The 16,955-nt window shown below is 40.1% G+C and carries 12 protein-coding genes; 6 read left to right on the plus strand and 6 right to left on the minus strand.

The window, feature by feature from the left end; translation table 11 throughout:
* Positions 1-4,268 (plus strand): hypothetical protein (locus tag QV04_RS11595; RefSeq protein WP_197494786.1); only part of this gene is annotated, 4,268 nt, incomplete at its 5' end.
* Positions 4,269-4,398: 130 nt separating this feature from the next.
* Here the strand turns inward: QV04_RS11595 and hchA are convergent.
* Complete coding sequence (gene hchA, locus QV04_RS03570) at positions 4,399-5,265, minus strand: glyoxalase III HchA (RefSeq protein WP_065231386.1); 867 nt, start codon at positions 5,263-5,265, stop codon at positions 4,399-4,401.
* 135 nt (positions 5,266-5,400) lie between these two features.
* Here hchA and QV04_RS03575 point away from each other — a divergent pair, with 135 nt between their 5' ends.
* Entirely contained in the window at positions 5,401-6,309 is a 909-nt protein-coding gene (locus QV04_RS03575; RefSeq protein ID WP_065231387.1) for a LysR family transcriptional regulator, read from the plus strand.
* A gap of 52 nt (positions 6,310-6,361) precedes the next feature.
* On the opposite strand, the gene QV04_RS03580 is transcribed toward QV04_RS03575, so the two are convergent.
* Complete coding sequence (locus tag QV04_RS03580; protein WP_065231388.1) at positions 6,362-7,576, minus strand: sodium/glutamate symporter; 1,215 nt, start codon at positions 7,574-7,576, stop codon at positions 6,362-6,364.
* Positions 7,577-7,765: 189 nt separating this feature from the next.
* Between QV04_RS03580 and QV04_RS03585 the strand changes: the two genes are divergently transcribed.
* On the plus strand, positions 7,766-8,680 hold the full coding sequence (locus QV04_RS03585; RefSeq protein ID WP_065231389.1) for a lactate/malate family dehydrogenase: 915 nt from the start codon (positions 7,766-7,768) through the stop codon (positions 8,678-8,680).
* Positions 8,681-8,747: 67 nt separating this feature from the next.
* On the opposite strand, the gene QV04_RS03590 is transcribed toward QV04_RS03585, so the two are convergent.
* The 4 genes from QV04_RS03590 to mutS form a co-directional block, all read right to left on the minus strand.
* Positions 8,748-9,905 (minus strand): iron-containing alcohol dehydrogenase, encoded by a 1,158-nt coding sequence (locus QV04_RS03590; RefSeq protein WP_065231390.1) that lies wholly within the window; start codon positions 9,903-9,905, stop codon positions 8,748-8,750.
* A 189-nt stretch (positions 9,906-10,094) separates the two neighbouring features.
* A complete protein-coding gene (locus QV04_RS03595) occupies positions 10,095-10,484 on the minus strand; it encodes a RidA family protein (RefSeq protein ID WP_018345719.1) in 390 nt (129 codons plus the stop codon).
* Between the two features lie 21 nt (positions 10,485-10,505).
* On the minus strand, positions 10,506-11,507 hold the full coding sequence (argF, locus tag QV04_RS03600) for an ornithine carbamoyltransferase (protein WP_039085368.1): 1,002 nt from the start codon (positions 11,505-11,507) through the stop codon (positions 10,506-10,508).
* 27 nt (positions 11,508-11,534) lie between these two features.
* Complete coding sequence (mutS, locus tag QV04_RS03605) at positions 11,535-14,120, minus strand: DNA mismatch repair protein MutS (RefSeq protein ID WP_065231391.1); 2,586 nt, start codon at positions 14,118-14,120, stop codon at positions 11,535-11,537.
* Between the two features lie 208 nt (positions 14,121-14,328).
* On the opposite strand from mutS, the gene recA reads away from it, so the two are divergent.
* From recA to djlA, 3 genes are all read left to right on the plus strand, one after another.
* A complete protein-coding gene (gene recA / locus QV04_RS03610; protein WP_039149605.1) occupies positions 14,329-15,396 on the plus strand; it encodes a recombinase RecA in 1,068 nt (355 codons plus the stop codon).
* Between the two features lie 157 nt (positions 15,397-15,553).
* On the plus strand, positions 15,554-15,997 hold the full coding sequence (recX, locus tag QV04_RS03615; protein WP_065231392.1) for a recombination regulator RecX: 444 nt from the start codon (positions 15,554-15,556) through the stop codon (positions 15,995-15,997).
* An 83-nt stretch (positions 15,998-16,080) separates the two neighbouring features.
* Positions 16,081-16,953, plus strand: coding sequence for a co-chaperone DjlA (gene djlA / locus QV04_RS03620; protein WP_065231393.1), 873 nt, complete (start codon positions 16,081-16,083; stop codon positions 16,951-16,953).
* The last annotated feature ends 2 nt before the right edge of the window (positions 16,954-16,955 follow it).

Below are 16,955 nucleotides of genomic sequence, written 5' to 3' on the forward strand. Positions count from 1 at the left end.
ACACCACAGCACCGGCAGCGCCAACACTAATTGAAGATAGTGCTGATCATAAATTACTTGCTGGAGAAGCAGATACTATTAAAGGCACTGCAGGAAGAGATGCTACTAAAGCGGTATTATTTGATCAAAATGGAGATCAAATAGAAGAGGTTGATATTAATGATGGTAGTTTCCAAATTGGTAGTGCAGCTTTACTAGATGGTACTTATCAAGTCAAAGTTAAAGATGCTGCGGGCAATCTTAGTGATGCGACATCTATTACGATTGATAAGAGTGTTCCAACAGGCAAACCAGTAGTAACAATTGTTGGTGATGGTAATGATGCGGATACGGTTATTGATCGTGACGAATTAGGTGTGGGCGCTGATGGGCAGTTAAATCCGGTTACTGTTGAAGTGAGTTTAGCTGGTATGCAAAACGTGAAACCGGGTGATAAGTTAAGTGGCGTGATTCTCTTAGGTAGAACACCTTCTTATTTGGGTGGTGATAAATTGGGTTATAGCTTAACTGAAAATGATATCACTAACGGCAAAGTATCATTCACTGTGCCAGTAACAGATGGGTTCACTGGAAAATTAGTGGTTCAAGGCGTAAAAGTTCAGGATGCGGAAAAACAATCTTCAGCGACTGCGGATAGAAAAGAAGCTGCTCTTGATCTTGGAGCTGATCCGACTGTTGGTATGAGTTTTAGATCCGATACAGGTATTTCAAGAAGCGATAATATTACGACTAATGGTGAATTAGTATTGGCTGCACCGCAGGGATATACGATTGATCGAGTAGTGGTTAATAACGCAGAAGTGAGTCTGACAGGCAATAGTATCACCTTGTCTGAGGGAACTTATACGGCAGGTAATATTCAAGTTACGGTGCGTAATACCACAACAGGTCGTATGGAAACAGTTTCTAATACAGATACTTATGTAGTGGATACGACAGCGCCGGATGCCCCTCGTATTAATGTTGAAGCAGGTCGTGATAGTTCTATTTCTTTACCAGAGAATGCCGTCATTGGCGATGTGGTTGATGTTAATATCACGCAGTCAGGTAAACAACAAGCGATTTATGTGCAATATCGTAAGACTGATTCAGGTTGGGAAGTGGCAACATTTAAACCGGCTGATTCTGGTTTAAGTAGCGCACCAGCAGCGAGTGGTAATACGATTACTATTTCACAAACTGTAGCACCAGCTGGCTCAACAATTGCGGCAAAAGTAACTGATTTGGCAGGTAATGGTTCAGCGGGTAAAGATGGTAGCAATTCATTTGTGGAAGCAGAGGTTCCATCATCGGATTCGGATAATGATGGTTACACTAATGAGGAAGAAAGTCGAGCGGGGTCAGATCCTGATCAGGCTAGTTCAACACCAAAAACGTTAGCAGAAGATGCTTATAACAAGGCAAAAGCAACTTATGATGCATTTGAAGCGAAAAAAGCAGGATTTGAGAAAGGTGGTTTTACTAAGGATGAGGTTAGTGAGTTAGAAAAATTGCTATTCCCATTAGACGGTGAAAAAGATAAAGCATTAGCTGCGGCTAATTATGTTCACGATAATCATGGCAAAGCTAATTTAATAGATAAAATCAACAAATTAACAGATACTGTGCCTGAAGTAACCAATGATGCTGATTCTACTTGGTCAAATAATAGAACAGAAATAATTTATAATTATCGTAAAGACAGTCCTAATAATACAGAACATTTAACTTTAGATGATTTGGCTAAAAAAGATGGCGGTGTGTTTGTTATTCCGGCATCTCAGTTAGTGATTAAAGATCCTGATGTGGAACCAGGTTATACACCGAAACTGAAACCAATGAAAGATTGGGTTCACACTCTGCCGGGTAATACTTCTGTGGGTTTCTCTGAGTATAGAGTGGATGAGAATGGTAATCTTGAAATTAAGATTGATGCAGAAAAAGTAAAAAATATCAGTAAGACTCAAAATGAAACGTATAATCTTACTGCGGAAGATGGTACACCATTAACATTGTATGTTTCCTTTGAGAACGAAAATAAGTCTGGTACATCAGTTCGCTTATTCTCGGTTAATGTGAAGGATGATGTGTTTCCAATAGAAGGCTATGTAGCAAGTAATGGTGTTACAGATGATACTCAATGGAAGGACATTTCAGTCGCATTGGCAGCAACAGGTAATGATCTTGCAAGCTGGAAAGTCAAATTGGAAATCTTTGATGATCAGAATCCTGACAGTCCAGTATGGACACAAGAAAAAGGTGGTATTACTTCAAGCTCTAAGGAGGTGAGCTTTGATGCAAGTGGTGCTCCTATTAAGGATGGTGGTAGCTATACCTTAAAAGCAACAGCATTGAGTAATAGCGAGAAAGCGAATACTGTTAAAGAACATATAACAGTAGATACTACGCCACCGGAAGTAACATCTAATTTGACAACAGATTCAGGAGGCAATTTAAAACTTCATGTTGAGTTAAAAGAGCCGGTGAAATATTTTATTTACGATGGTAAGGTTGAATCTGATCAGATTTCGTTTGCTGGAAAGCAAAATTATAGTAGTGCAAAAGATTTACCTTCGATGGATGTAACCTTTGATCTAGGTTCAACACCGAAAACTTATATCTTCTATGATCAAGCTGGTAATGCAACAGGTGTGGTAGCACCAGAAGTGAAAGTAAAACGTTTAGGTCGTTTAACCACTAATATGAATCAAAATGAAGGTCCACGAAACAATATGAGTGATGATAATGAAGACCAATGGAAGGATACCGGTCCAGACGGCTTAACAACGTCAGCAGGCGATAATATCATTATTGTAGCGAAGCAACCTAATGGTAATTTCTTCAGTGGCTTTATTGATGGTGGAACGGGCGATGGTTATAAAGCGACGTTACAAACCTATGATGGTAATGACTATATTTATGCTTTCGGTATCGGAGGTCATACTGATGTGATTACCGGAGGGGGTAACGATAGATTTGAATTGCGTTATGGTCTTTCAGGTTGGGGACAAAAAGGGAATTTCTCTACTGGTTCATTTGATGGGGCTCAACGTATTTTGATGGGTGAGGGAAATGACACTTTCAAAATTCGTGGTTCAATGATCGACCTACATTCTGATTATGGTGATAATTCATTCGCATTAACTACAGCTAAAGTAGATATGGGCACAGGGCATGACACTATTGAAGTTGAAAGCACGATCAAGGGCGATGGTGATGCTGGGCGCAATTACTCTAACTATTTCAATCTTGGTAGTGGGGATGATGTGATGCGAGTTGGTAAGAATATTACAGACACGCAAACTTCTGCTACACCAAGCACAACTCACGCTTCAAATATTATTGATTTAGGTACTGGAAATGATACTTTGATAGTAAAAGGAAGTGTTGAACAACATACTCTTATCCTTTCTGAAGGAGGAAATAATAATATTTCTATTGGTTCAGGGGGATCGTTAGCGAGAAAATCTATTGGTGGCAATACTGCTATTGTGTTAGGTGATGGTAACGACACTTTAACGGTGAATACAGCGGTAAACTATGAAGATGCGGATAGAAAGTCTGCTTTCTATCGAGCTTATAAAGATAGTATAAGCGGTAGCGATGTTGAACGTGCTTGGTATGCTGAAAGTGCTACACAAATAGATAAAGTAATAGAGGATGTAAAACAACCTAAGATCGATCTTGGTAATGGTAATAATACGGCAATCTTCGGTGGAAATGTGTGGCATGCAAAAATTATCACTGGAGATGGTCAGGATACTATTACTATCAAGGGTGCGCTTTCACAAACATCATTAGATACAGGTGGCAAGGATGATACTGTTACCATTAATGAATGGACGTTGAACAATAACTCAGTGATATTAGGAAACGGAAACGATACTCTGAATCTTGGTGGTGTATCACAGACATTATCATATGAAGGAACTTCACTGATTCATGGGGGCGCTGGTATGGATACCATTAATATTACTGGTAAATCGTCAGTATCAACAAGGTTAGAAATCTTTGGTAATACTGGTGGTAATAATATTGATGTTTCAGGCGTTGATGTCTTGAACTTAAATGGACACGGCACAGAAGTGATTATTGGTACTAATAATGTAGGTAATCCTAATAATGAGTTAGAACGTAATGTAATCACTATTCATGGGAATAACACTGATGCTGTGAAACTTCAAAGTGATTGGAGAGAAATTGGTTCAACGACCGGTATGAAACAGTATCAATATGGTGATATTATCATTTATATTGATGATACGATTCAAGTAACCACATTTAGTTAGTGTGTAAAATTACTATAGATTCGTATTTTTGAACTTAATGTTAAACCCATCAAACACTGTTTGATGGGTTTTTTCTTGTGTAAGAAAATAGGGAAGCCATCGCTTCCCTACAATGTTTGCTAATACTTAATTAGGCAACGGTTTTCAATAGTTCTTCTGCTGCTAAAATACCAAGTGCATTCGAAGCTAATGGGCTATCACCGGTTAATAATTTACGATCTTTATGTACTTGACCGGTAATGCCTTTGTTTAAAACTTTAACCCCTAATTTTTCTAAATTTTCTGCCACTAACCATTGTAATTTACCCGGCATATAACCGATATCCTGGTTCGCACCTTCATCTAATGCATCAGGGAATACACAAATTTCATAACCTTTAAACGGATAATCTTCCGCTTTTTCATCAACGCTTGCCGCCAATAATGATGCCGGACCGTGACATAAAGTAATAATGTGTTTATCTTGATTTAATGCCCAATTTAAAACGGATTTCACCTCTTTGCTGTGAGGAATGCCAGCTAAAACACCGTGTCCACCCGGAATAAAGACCGCAATATAAGGTGAATTTTCAGATAAGACTTCAGGCAAAATATCTGCCAGTTTTTTCGGGTTGACCAATTTTGGTAAATATTGGTTATATAAATCCATTACAGCTTTATCTTCTTCCGGCATTGCCCAAATTTCAAGTTTTACTGGATTGCCGGATAATGTTGCAACATCAATTTCAAAGCCGGCGTGGTGCATATGCAACATTGGTAATAACATTTCTACCGGATGATTTCCGGTTGAGAATAATTTACCGTTTTTCATCTCGATATAACGCTCATCGGTAGCAATCATCAACACTTTATGTTTACCACCGCTGTAGGATTTATCAAATTTAAAACCGTCAAAGTCGGTAACTTTGCTGGTGTATTGCGTTAAAAAGTAATCTGATGGGAAAAATGCGTTATGTTCCGCACGGTCAGCAACAGGTTTTTTGCTTAATTCAGTCATAATAAATCTCCAAAATAAAGTGAAATCGTTAATACTAAACAACAGTATCGTTTTGATGGTGCGTATTTTATCGTTGTATTAAGTAATAAAAAAGGAATAAAATTGGAATAAACTATTCTAAAAAAGGGAATAATAATGAATAAATTGGAAGCACTGCGTTATTTTTGTGTTGCCAGTGAAACCCTGAATTTTAGGGAAACGGCGCAACGATTGGCGGTATCGCCGCAGGTGGTGACCAGAATGATTGCTGAATTGGAAAGTTTGTTGGGCGAAAGTCTGTTTAAACGCAACACTAGAAATATTCGTTTAACCGAGTTTGGCGAACAGTTTTTGCCGCAGGCACAGCAGTTTTTATTGGAAGAAGAACGCTTGTTTTCGAACAATAAGTTGAATAAAAAAGCGATGCAGGGAATGGTGCGCATTACACTGCCGCCGTTGCCACTTAATCAGAGGTTATTAAGCGAACTGTTGGCAGCATTGGAGCCTTATCCGGACATTGTGCTGGATTGGCAGCAATCTGTTGATAAAGTAAAAGCCATTGATCATAAAATCGACATCGGTTTACGTATCTGTTTGGAACCGGAGCCGCATTGGATTGCACAGCATATTTGTACTTTTCACGAGAAAATTGTTGCTTCGCCTAAATTAATTGAACGTTTGGGAATGCCGAAAGATGTTGCTGATTTGGCACAAAATTATCCATTAAGTGGATTAATAAACCCGAAATTACAACGGATTTGGGATTGGCGAGTGAATAATGACATTCATTTTTTTCCGGCACAGACCAGATTCATCAGTAGCGATGCCGTTTATGAATTGCAAGCTGCTTTAGCCGGCAGAACTTGTACACAAATTATTTCTCCATTTTGTCAACCTTATTTGCAACAAGGGCAGTTGGTAGAATTATTCCCAGAAATAGAAAAACAGCAGTGGCATTTATACCTTTATCGTCCCTATCAAAGTTTGGTAACTGATCGTGTTACATTTGTGTTTGAGCAGTTAAAACAGAGTTTGCAACGATTATATGATAATAATGAAATTTAACTGTTTTTTAAACTATAGGCTTCGCCATTTAAGCGAAGCCCGATTGTACAGTTTATGCCATTCCTTGAGCGATATTTAAGAATAAAGTAATAATCAATGCATTGCTGATATTACTAATAAAACCGCCGATTAACGGCACAACAAAGAAAGCAATTTTTGAGTAATGATAACTTGAACAAACAGCCGTCATTGTTGCCATTGAAACCGGCACTGCACCTAAGCCGAAGCCGGAATGACCGGTGGCAATAATTGCCGCATCATAGTTTTTGCCGCAAAGACGGAACGTAATAAAGACGCAGAACAAATAACAAAGCACAACTTGCAAAGTTAAAATAATGATGAGTGGCAAGGCAAGATCCGCCAATTTCCATAATTGCATTGTAACAATGACGATAGAAACGAAAATCGCAAGTGAAATTTCACCGATAATACCAATGTTTTCATAAAGTGCTTGGTGATCACGTTTGGTAGAGTCTAACACTAAGCGTAGCACTAAACCGCCTAACATACTCATCACGTGAATAGGAATATTCACTTGTGGGAATATAGCCTTACAAAGGAAAAAGAGTGTTTGTCCAATACCGCACGCTAATAGTAGTAAAAAAGCGGCTTGACTGGAACGGCGATAACTAATGTGTGGCAATTTGCTGTTATCTTCTTGATTGATTACTTGTTCTTGGCTGATTTGCTCATTAAGTTTATGTTTTTGAATAAGTCGTCTGCCTAATGGCCCACCTAGAATACAGCCAGCGACTAAACCAAATGTGGCGGCTGCAATTGCGACTTCAATCGCACCGTTTGCCCCCATTTGTTCCGCTATTGGTGCAAAGGCAGCGGCGTTACCGTGTCCGCCGGTTAATGGAATCGAACCGGACATCAGTGCAATCAGCGGATCCATATTTAATAAAACACCTAGCCCGAGAGATAACACATTTTGCAAAATTGCCAGTATTGCAGCTAAGATACTGAAAATAAGTACTAATTTTCCCCCTTTCTTCAGCAAGGCAAAACTGGCGGCGAAGCCCATTGCGGCGAAAAAGACGTTATAAAAGAAAGTGTTGATTGTTTTATAATCAAATTTAAAGGTGAGTAGATCAAGTGAATATAAACAGGTTGTAATAATCGCAAATAATGTTCCGCCAATAACCGGTGCCGGAATACAGTATTTCTTCCAAATTGGAAATTGTTGACGGATAAATTCACCGACATAAATGGCGACCACCGATAAAGCAAGTGTCTGGAACATACCAACATTAATAGTTACCATAGAAAAGCATCTCCTTTAAAGGAATATAAGTAAAAGGAAAAATATTAATGTTAATTAAATGTAATTCAAGTGTTAATTTTAAAAAGTGTGAACTATGCCAAAAAATTTTTGAAGTTGGTCCGCTAAAATAAAGTAGAGCGACTTTCGTTCAGTCTTGGAACAGCTATTTTGATAAAGAAGGATGGAATTATGAGAAAAATTGGTGTTATCGGTTTAGGAAATGTTGGTGCTACGGTGGCTTATACGATAGTTACTAAAGGGCTGGCGGATGAATTGGTATTGATAGATAGTAAGCAGGAAAAGTGTACGGCTGAATATTATGATTTGTTGGACAGTCTGGGCAGATTGGAAAATTACACCAAATTGATAATGCAGGATTATCAGGCGTTGGCAGATGCGGATGTGGTGATTACTGCCTTTGGTGATATTAAAGCATTGGCTGAGGGAGGTGATCGTTTTCTTGAATATCATTTTAATAAAGAGCAGGCGAAACAGGTGGGTATTGCATTAAAACAGGTCGGTTTTAACGGCGTGATTATCAATATTTCTAATCCGTGCGATGTGATTACCGGATTGTTGCAATATCATAGCGGTTTATCAAAACAACAGGTTTTTGGCACTGGCACTTTTTTGGATACGGCTCGAATGCAACGTGCGGTTTCTCAAGCGTTGAGACAAAATCCGCATAATATTGAAGGTTATGTATTGGGAGAGCACGGAGAATCACAATTTGCTGCTTGGTCAACCATAACGGTGCAAGGTGAACCGATTGTAGAAATTGCTGAAAAATTATCGCTCAATTTAGCTGATTTGGATAAAGCGGCACGGGAAGGCGGATGGTTGGTTTTTAATGGTAAAAAATATACGAGCTATGCGATTGCCACCTGTGCGGTAAAATTAGCCCAAGCAGTTATTTCAGACGCTTATTTAGCTTGTCCAGTATCAGTTTATCTTGAACAGTATCAATGTTATGTCGGTTATCCAGCGGTAGTAGCGAGATCTGGGATTGTTGGGATCAGATCGCTTGCATTGACTGCAAATGAACAACAATTACTGGCAACTTCCGCTAAAATGATTGCGGAAAAAACAAGGGAAGCGTTATAAAAATAATTTAATATTAAGGATTTAAGGGGCAATTTGTGGTCTGCCCCTCAATAGCTTATAAAGTGATTTATAACGCTAAACGCAAAATCTCTTCTGCGGCTTTAATATCAATATTTTTATGTTCACCGAGATTTTCTGTTTTGTGTTCTTTGAGTTTGCTTAACACGTTTGGGAATTGGCTGTCATCAATGCCGTAAGCTGATAAGCGAGTCGGTGTTCCCATTTGTTCAAAGAACGCGCGTGTTTTCTCAATTGCGATACGAATTGCTTGTTCGCTGTCGTTGCCTTGATAACCCCAAACACGTTGAGCAAATTGTACCAATTTTTCTTTTTTAAATTCGCGTTGATGCCACATAATTGCCGGCACCACAATCGCTAATGTTTGACCGTGATCCAAACCATATTGTGCTGTCAGTTCGTGACCAATGCCGTGTGAAGCCCAATCTTGCGGCACACCGACACCAAGAATGCCGTTTAATGCCATTGTTGCTGCCCACATAATATTGGCACGCACATCATAATTTTCTGGCTCAAGTAATGCTTTTGGGCCTTCTTCAATCAAGGTTAAGAACACGCCTTCGGCGAAACGATCTTGAACTCTGGCATCGACCGGATAGGTCATATATTGTTCAAAAGTGTGAACGAAAGCATCAACAACACCGTTCGCAGTTTGTCTTGGCGGCAAAGAGAATGTTGTGGTCGGATCAAGTACAGAAAATTGTGGTTTTACAAATGGCGAGAAAAAGCCGAGTTTATCCTGCGTTTCTTTACGGCTGACCACCGCATTGCCGTTCATTTCCGAACCGGTTGCCGGCAGTGTAAGGATTGCGCCGATTGGTAATGCGCTTTTAATGACTGTGCCGTGGCTTTTCACGATCTCCCATTCATCACCTTGGAAGTTAATTGCAGAAGCAATAAATTTTGTGCCATCCAACACGGAGCCGCCACCGACAGCAAGCAGAAAATCGACTTTTTCACGGCGACCAAGCTCAACCGCTTTCATTAATGTTGAAAATTGTGGATTAGGTTCAATGCCGGAAAATTCAACAATTTCAAAACCTTTTAATGCGTCCAGTACCTGATCATAAACACCGTTTCTTTTAATGCTGCCGCCGCCATAAGTCATTAAGATTTTTGCGCCGGTAGGAATTTGGTTTTTAATTTCGGCAATTTGACCTTTGCCGAATAACACTTTAGTTGGGAGGTGTAATGTAAAATTATTCATAAATACTCCTTGATTATTAGCATCCTTGTTAGAGGAATTGAATCATAATTCTATATTATTTGTGATGAGGCTAAATTTATTACGTCTTGTGTTTGTTATGCAAGTTATAGTAACTTAAGTTTATTAGATTGCTGTTGGGAATTGAGTGAGAATGGGCGGAAAAGCGGAGCGATTGCCCCGCTTTAACAGTTATTTTCTTACGGCGATCGCTTCAATTTCCAAGCCAACATCTTTCGGTAAACGCGCTACTTCAACACAAGAACGTGCCGGAAAACTTGGGTGATTATTTTGTTGGAAGAAACGTTCGTATTCCGCATTGATAACGGCAAATTGGTTTAAATCTTTAACAAATACGGTTGTTTTCACAATATCAGACACTTTTAAACCTGCCTGTTCAACAATCGCTTTAATATTTTCCAATGATTGGCGAGCCTGCGCCACAATATCGCTTGGAATTTCGCCGGTGAGCGGATTAACCGGAATTTGTCCTGAAGTAAGCACAAGATTACCTAAATCAACCGCTTGTACATAAGGGCCAATCGCCGCCGGTGCTTTTTCTGTGTGAATAATTTTAGTCATCGTTTTTTCCTTTTTTCATTGTTAAGCTAAAGTTGCTACCATTACCGCTTTGATGGTGTGCATTCTGTTTTCTGCTTCATCAAAGACGATCGAAGCTGCGGATTCAAAAACCTCATCTGTTACTTCTAAGCCGTTCATTCCATATTTTTCTGCCATTTTCTTGCCGATAACGGTATTTTCATCGTGGAATGACGGCAAGCAATGCATAAATTTCACATTAGGATTGCCAGTGAGCGCCATTAATTTGGCATTAACCTGATATGGCTTCATTAGCTCAATGCGTTCTGCCCACGCACTTTCCGGTTCGCCCATCGAAACCCAAATATCGGTGTAGATAAAATCAACATCTTTTACGCCGGCTTCAACATCTTCAGTACAGGTAATTTTCGCTCCTGTCTGTTTAGCCATTTCAGCTACTTCATCAAGCAGCTTCTGTTCCGGAAAGAACTGCTTCGGACCGACTAAACGTAAATCCAATCCCATTAACGCTGCGCCTTCCACAAAAGAGTTTCCCATATTATTGCGGGCATCACCGAGATAGGCGAGTTTCATTTGATCAAGACGTTTACCTTTGCCGTGTTCCAACATCGTTAAGAAATCTGCCAAAATTTGTGTTGGGTGGAATTCATCGGTTAAGCCGTTCCAAACCGGCACGCCGGAATAATTTGCCAATGTTTCGACCAATTCTTGACCATAACCACGATATTGAATGGCATCATACATTCTGCCCAACACGCGCGCGGTGTCTTTCATACTCTCTTTATGTCCGATTTGTGAACCGCTTGGACCGATATAAGAAACATTGGCACCTTGATCAAACGCACTTACTTCAAATGCGGAACGGGTGCGGGTTGAGGTCTTCTCAAACACCAATGCGATATTTTTACCTTTTAAGCGCGGCTGTTCGGTGCCGGCATATTTTGCTTTTTTTAGTTCGGCGGCTAAATCAAGCAAAAACTGGATCTCTTGTGGTGTGAAATCCATTAAGCGTAAAAAATGACGTTGGCGTAAATTGATTGGCATAACGTTTCCCTCTGTTGTGTTAAATGGTTAAGATTGTTGTAATTTTTTAAGCTGATATAACATTGCCAGTGCCTGTTTCGGCGTTAAATCGTCCGGATCAATCTGTGCTAATTGTTGCAAAATCGCTTCGCTGTTTGCATCAAATTCCGGTTCCGGATTGAAATCCAGCTCGGTTTGGTAATCATTGATTTGGCTGTTCTGCAACGAAAGTTTTTCTAACTGTTTTAATTTCTGTTTCGCCAGTTGGATCACCGGTCTTGGCACACCGGCAAGTTGTGCCACCGCAATACCGTAGCTTTTATTGGCTGCGCCTTCCTGCACCGAATGCATAAATGCAATCGTATCATTATGCTCTTTAGCGTCAAGGTGAATATTGATGCAACCCGGCAACTGTTGCGGTAAAGAGGTCAATTCAAAATAGTGGGTGGCGAACAGCGTTAAGGATTTGAGCTGTGTTGCCAACCATTCCGCACACGCCCACGCAAGGGAAAGACCGTCATAAGTGGAAGTGCCGCGCCCAATTTCATCAATTAACACCAAACTTTGTGGTGTGGCTTGATGAAGAATATTCGCCATTTCGCTCATTTCCACCATAAAAGTGGAGCGACCGGAGGCTAAATCATCAGAGGCACCGATGCGAGTAAAAATACGATCTATCGGGCCAATAACTGCCTGTTGTGCCGGCACAAAACTGCCGATATATGCCATTAAGGTGATCAATGCGGTTTGGCGCATATAGGTACTTTTACCGCCCATATTCGGCCCGGTAATAATCAACAGATGACGTTTTTGATTGAGATCGAGCGGATTGGCAATAAATGGGTCTTGCAAAACGGTTTCCACCACCGGATGTCGCCCTGCTTCAATGCTGATTAATGTTTGTTCGCTAAAGGTCGGAGCAACATAATTCAACGTTTCCGCACGCTCCGCTAAATTCGCCAATACATCCAATTCGGCTAATGACAGACTGGTGGTTTGCAATGCGGAAAGATGCGGCAATAACAAATCGAAAAGCTCATCGTAAAGCTGTTTTTCCAGTGCTAAGGCAGCACCTTTTGCTTTTAAGACTTTATCTTCGTAATCTTTTAATTCCGGAATAATAAAACGTTCCGCATTTTTTAATGTTTGGCGGCGAATATAGTGCGTTGGTGCACGTTCTGCCTGACCTCGGCTGATTTGAATATAATAACCGTGAACGGCGTTATAACCGATTTTGAGGGTATCAATGCCGGTTTGTTGCCGTTCTCTTATTTCTAAATTTTCCAGATATTGCGTTGCACCGGTCGCCAACTCACGCCACTCATCCAACTCTTGATGATAACCGGGGGCAATTACACCGCCGTCACGAATTAATAATGGCGGTGTTTCAATGATTGCTCGTGTTAACAAGGCAAATAATTCACTAAAATCCTGCAACTTCGACAACAGCATATCAAACTGCTGATGTTGATTATGTTGTTGTAAAAGCTGGATAATTTGCGGTAATTGCCCTAATGCCTGACGTAAACGGGTTAAATCACGCGGACGCGCAGAACGCAAGGCAATACGCGCTAAAATGCGTTCCATATCACCGATCTGTTGCAACAGCGGTTTAAAATCAGAATAGCGTTCCTGTTGAATCAGATTTTTAACCGCATTTTGACGGTTTAATAATGTTTGTTTGTGGCGCAACGGCTGATGAATCCAGCGTTTAAGCAAGCGGCTGCCCATTGGCGTGCTGCAATAATCAAGTACAGAAGCCAATGTGTTTTCTGTACCGCCGGCAAGGTTTTGCGTTAATTCCAAGTTACGGCGGGAAGCGACATCAATCACAATAAAGTCACGCTCTTGAGAAAGTGAAATCGCATTAATATGCGGCAATGCGGTGCGTTGAGTTTCTTTCGCATATTGCAATAAACAACCAGCAGCGCATAAGGCAACAATCGCTTTATCCACGCCAAAACCTTTAAGATCCTGAGTGCCGAATTGTTTAGTCAATAATTTGATTGCGGTAACCAGTTCAAATTCCCAAGTTGGACGTCGGCGTAATCCTTTGTAAGGTTCAAGCAGTCTGATATAAGCAAAATCTTCCGGATAGAGAATTTCAACCGGCATAATGCGTTGCAACTCGGTGGTGAGGGCAGCTTCGTCCGCAAGTTCACTAATTTGAAAGCGACCGGAACTCATATCAAGCGTGGCTAAACCAAAAATTTTCTTTTCGTAGTAAACACAGGCAATAAGGTTATCTTGTCTTTCCGGCAACAATGCCTCATCACTGATTGTTCCCGGTGTGACAATGCGGACAATTTTGCGTTCAACCGGCCCTTTACTGGTTGCCGGATCACCAATCTGTTCACAAATCGCAACCGACTCGCCTAATTGCACCAGTTTTGCTAAATAGCCTTCTACAGCGTGATAAGGTACACCCGCCATTGGGATTGGATCGCCATCGGTTTTGCCGCGTTTGGTTAATGAAATATCTAAAAGTTGTGATGCTCGTTTGGCATCATCAAAAAACAGTTCATAAAAGTCACCCATACGATAAAACAGCAAAATATCGGGATGTTCCGCTTTAATTTTTAAATATTGCTGCATCATCGGGGTAAAAGAAGAAAGATTGCTCTCTAAAGTCATAATTATTATCCTTTTTGCCGGATGAATAGTATAAAAGATGATGAAACAAAGCGAAAGTTACAAACAGTCAGCGCTATAATATGTGTAAAATTTGGAAGCAAGTTCACAGTTTTAATTATTGGTAACATAAAATGCTTGATACTGTATAACTATACAGTATAATAAGCGGAAAATTTCCTCGTAGTTTATGAATAAAAGGGCAATGAATATGACAACAAACAATGAAGATAAAGAAAGAGCATTGGCAGCAGCATTAGGGCAAATTGAAAAACAATTCGGTAAAGGTTCAATTATGCGCCTTGGTGATACACAAACATTGGATGTGGAAGCGGTTTCTACCGGTTCATTGGCATTAGATGTGGCGTTAGGTATCGGTGGTTTGCCAATGGGGCGCATCGTTGAGATTTTTGGGCCTGAATCTTCCGGTAAAACCACATTAACTTTATCTGTGATTGCGCAAGCACAAAAAGAGGGTAAAACCTGTGCCTTTATTGATGCGGAACACGCATTGGATCCTATTTATGCCTCTAAATTAGGGGTTGATGTACAATCACTTTTAGTTTCGCAACCGGATAACGGCGAACAGGCGTTGGAAATTTGTGATGCTTTAGTACGTTCCGGAGCGGTGGATGTCATTATTATTGACTCTGTAGCAGCATTAACACCGAAAGCGGAAATTGAGGGTGATATGGGAGATTCTCATATGGGGTTACAGGCTCGTTTAATGTCTCAAGCATTGCGTAAACTTACCGGTCATATCAAAACAGCAAACTGTTTAGTGGTATTTATTAACCAAATTCGTATGAAAATTGGTGTTATGTTTGGTAATCCTGAAACAACAACCGGTGGTAATGCCTTAAAATTCTATGCTTCAGTGCGTTTAGATATTCGCCGCACAGGTTCAATTACTGATGGCGATGAGGTAATTGGTAATGATACTAGAGTTAAAGTAGTGAAAAATAAAGTAGCAGCACCATTTAGACAAGCTGAATTCCAAATTCTCTACGGAGAAGGTATTTCTAAAAACGGTGAGTTAATCGAATTGGGTGTAAAACATAAATTGCTCAATAAATCAGGTGCTTGGTACTCTTACAATGATGAAAAGATTGGACAAGGTCGTACCAATGCAATGAAGTGGCTTGCTGAACATCCAGATGTGGCTGTCGAGTTGGAACGTAAATTACGTGAAGAGTTGCTTTCCAATCCGGAGCAGTTATTAGTTGCGGATGATACAGAAAAACAACCGGAAGATGACGCATTAAATTTCGGTGAATAATACCCTCAATATCCCTGCCTAAAATCAAAAGTTTGATCGGCAGGGATTTTTTCAATTATAGATAACATCTGAACAGCTCGGTTATTTTAACTATTTATTTTATTGTCTGTTCATTATGATTATGTTCTCTATTCAATAAATTAACAGCGATTGAATTATGGAAAATATTGCCCTTAATTATGTGTTGAAATTGTTGGCAATTCGAGATTACAGCGAGTATGAATTACGTTGTAAGATGCAAGCAAAAGCCTTTTCGGAACAGGAAATAGAACAAACTATTGCAAAATGCCAAGAGAAAAATTGGCAAAATGATTTTCGCTTCTGTGAGAATTTCTTACTTTCGAGAGTACACAAAGGTTATGGATTACAACGTATTAAACAGGAGTTACAACAAAAAGGCATTCAAAATGAAGTGATGCAACACGCACTGGAACAAGCCGATATTGATTGGTATGCGTTAGCACAGCAGACGTTGGCAAAAAAATTTCCTGATTACTCCACAGTTTCCGATTTTAAAACCAAGCAAAAAATGTGGCGTTTTTTATTATCACGCGGTTTTTCTCAAGAAGAAATTTCAGAAGCGTTCAAAGCGCAGGATTAGCGTTGAAATCCATTCGCGACTTCCCTATTTGTGCGGTAGAATAGACCGATTTTTTAACCTAGATAGAAGGGAAAAGATAAGAGATGAATTTTATCGGTAAGTTAATCGGGATCATTGTCGGTTTTAAATTCGGCGGCTTTTTTGGCGCAATTTTCGGCGCTATTTTAGGGCATTTAGCCGATAAAAAATTATATGAGTTGGGCAGCGTACGTTCCTCTTTATTCGGGCGTTCCGTTTCACGCCAATCTCTATTTATGCAGACCACTTTTGCGGTGATGGGGCATTTGAGCAAGTCTAAAGGTCGGGTTACGGCAGAAGACATTCAATTAGCCAATATGTTTATGGATCGTATGCAGCTTGATGAAGCGCATCGACAATTAGCAAAAGCGGCATTTACACGAGGAAAAGAGGCTGATTTCCCTATTCGTCAAGCCATCAGAGAGTTTAGAGCCGGATGTGGACAGCGTACAGACCTGTTGCGTATGTTTTTGGAAATTCAAATTCAAACGGCGCTGGCAGATCAAGAATTGCATCCGAATGAAAAAGAGGTATTGTTCATTGTTGCCGAAGAATTGGGTTATTCAAGAATGCAATTTGAGCAGATGTTGGCGATGATTTATGCAGCACGTCAATTTTCTCAAGGCGGTTTTTATCGTCAATACCAACAACAAAATGGCGATTATCAATATCAACAATCCTACGGCGGATACCAAAATACGGCGCAAAGTTCTTCCGGGCCGACACTTGAAGATGCTTATCGTGTGTTAGGTGTATCGGAAGAAGATGATCGAACCGCAGTGAAAAGAGCTTATCGTAAATTAATGAATGAACATCATCCAGATAAATTGATTGCGAAAGGATTGCCGGAACAGATGATGGAGATGGCAAAAGAGAAAGCCCAACAAATTCAAGCTGCCTATGATTTGATCTGTAAGGTCAAAGGCTGGAAGAAATAAAA

The organism is Gallibacterium genomosp. 1, from assembly GCF_001678575.1.
Lineage (GTDB): Bacteria > Pseudomonadota > Gammaproteobacteria > Enterobacterales > Pasteurellaceae > Gallibacterium.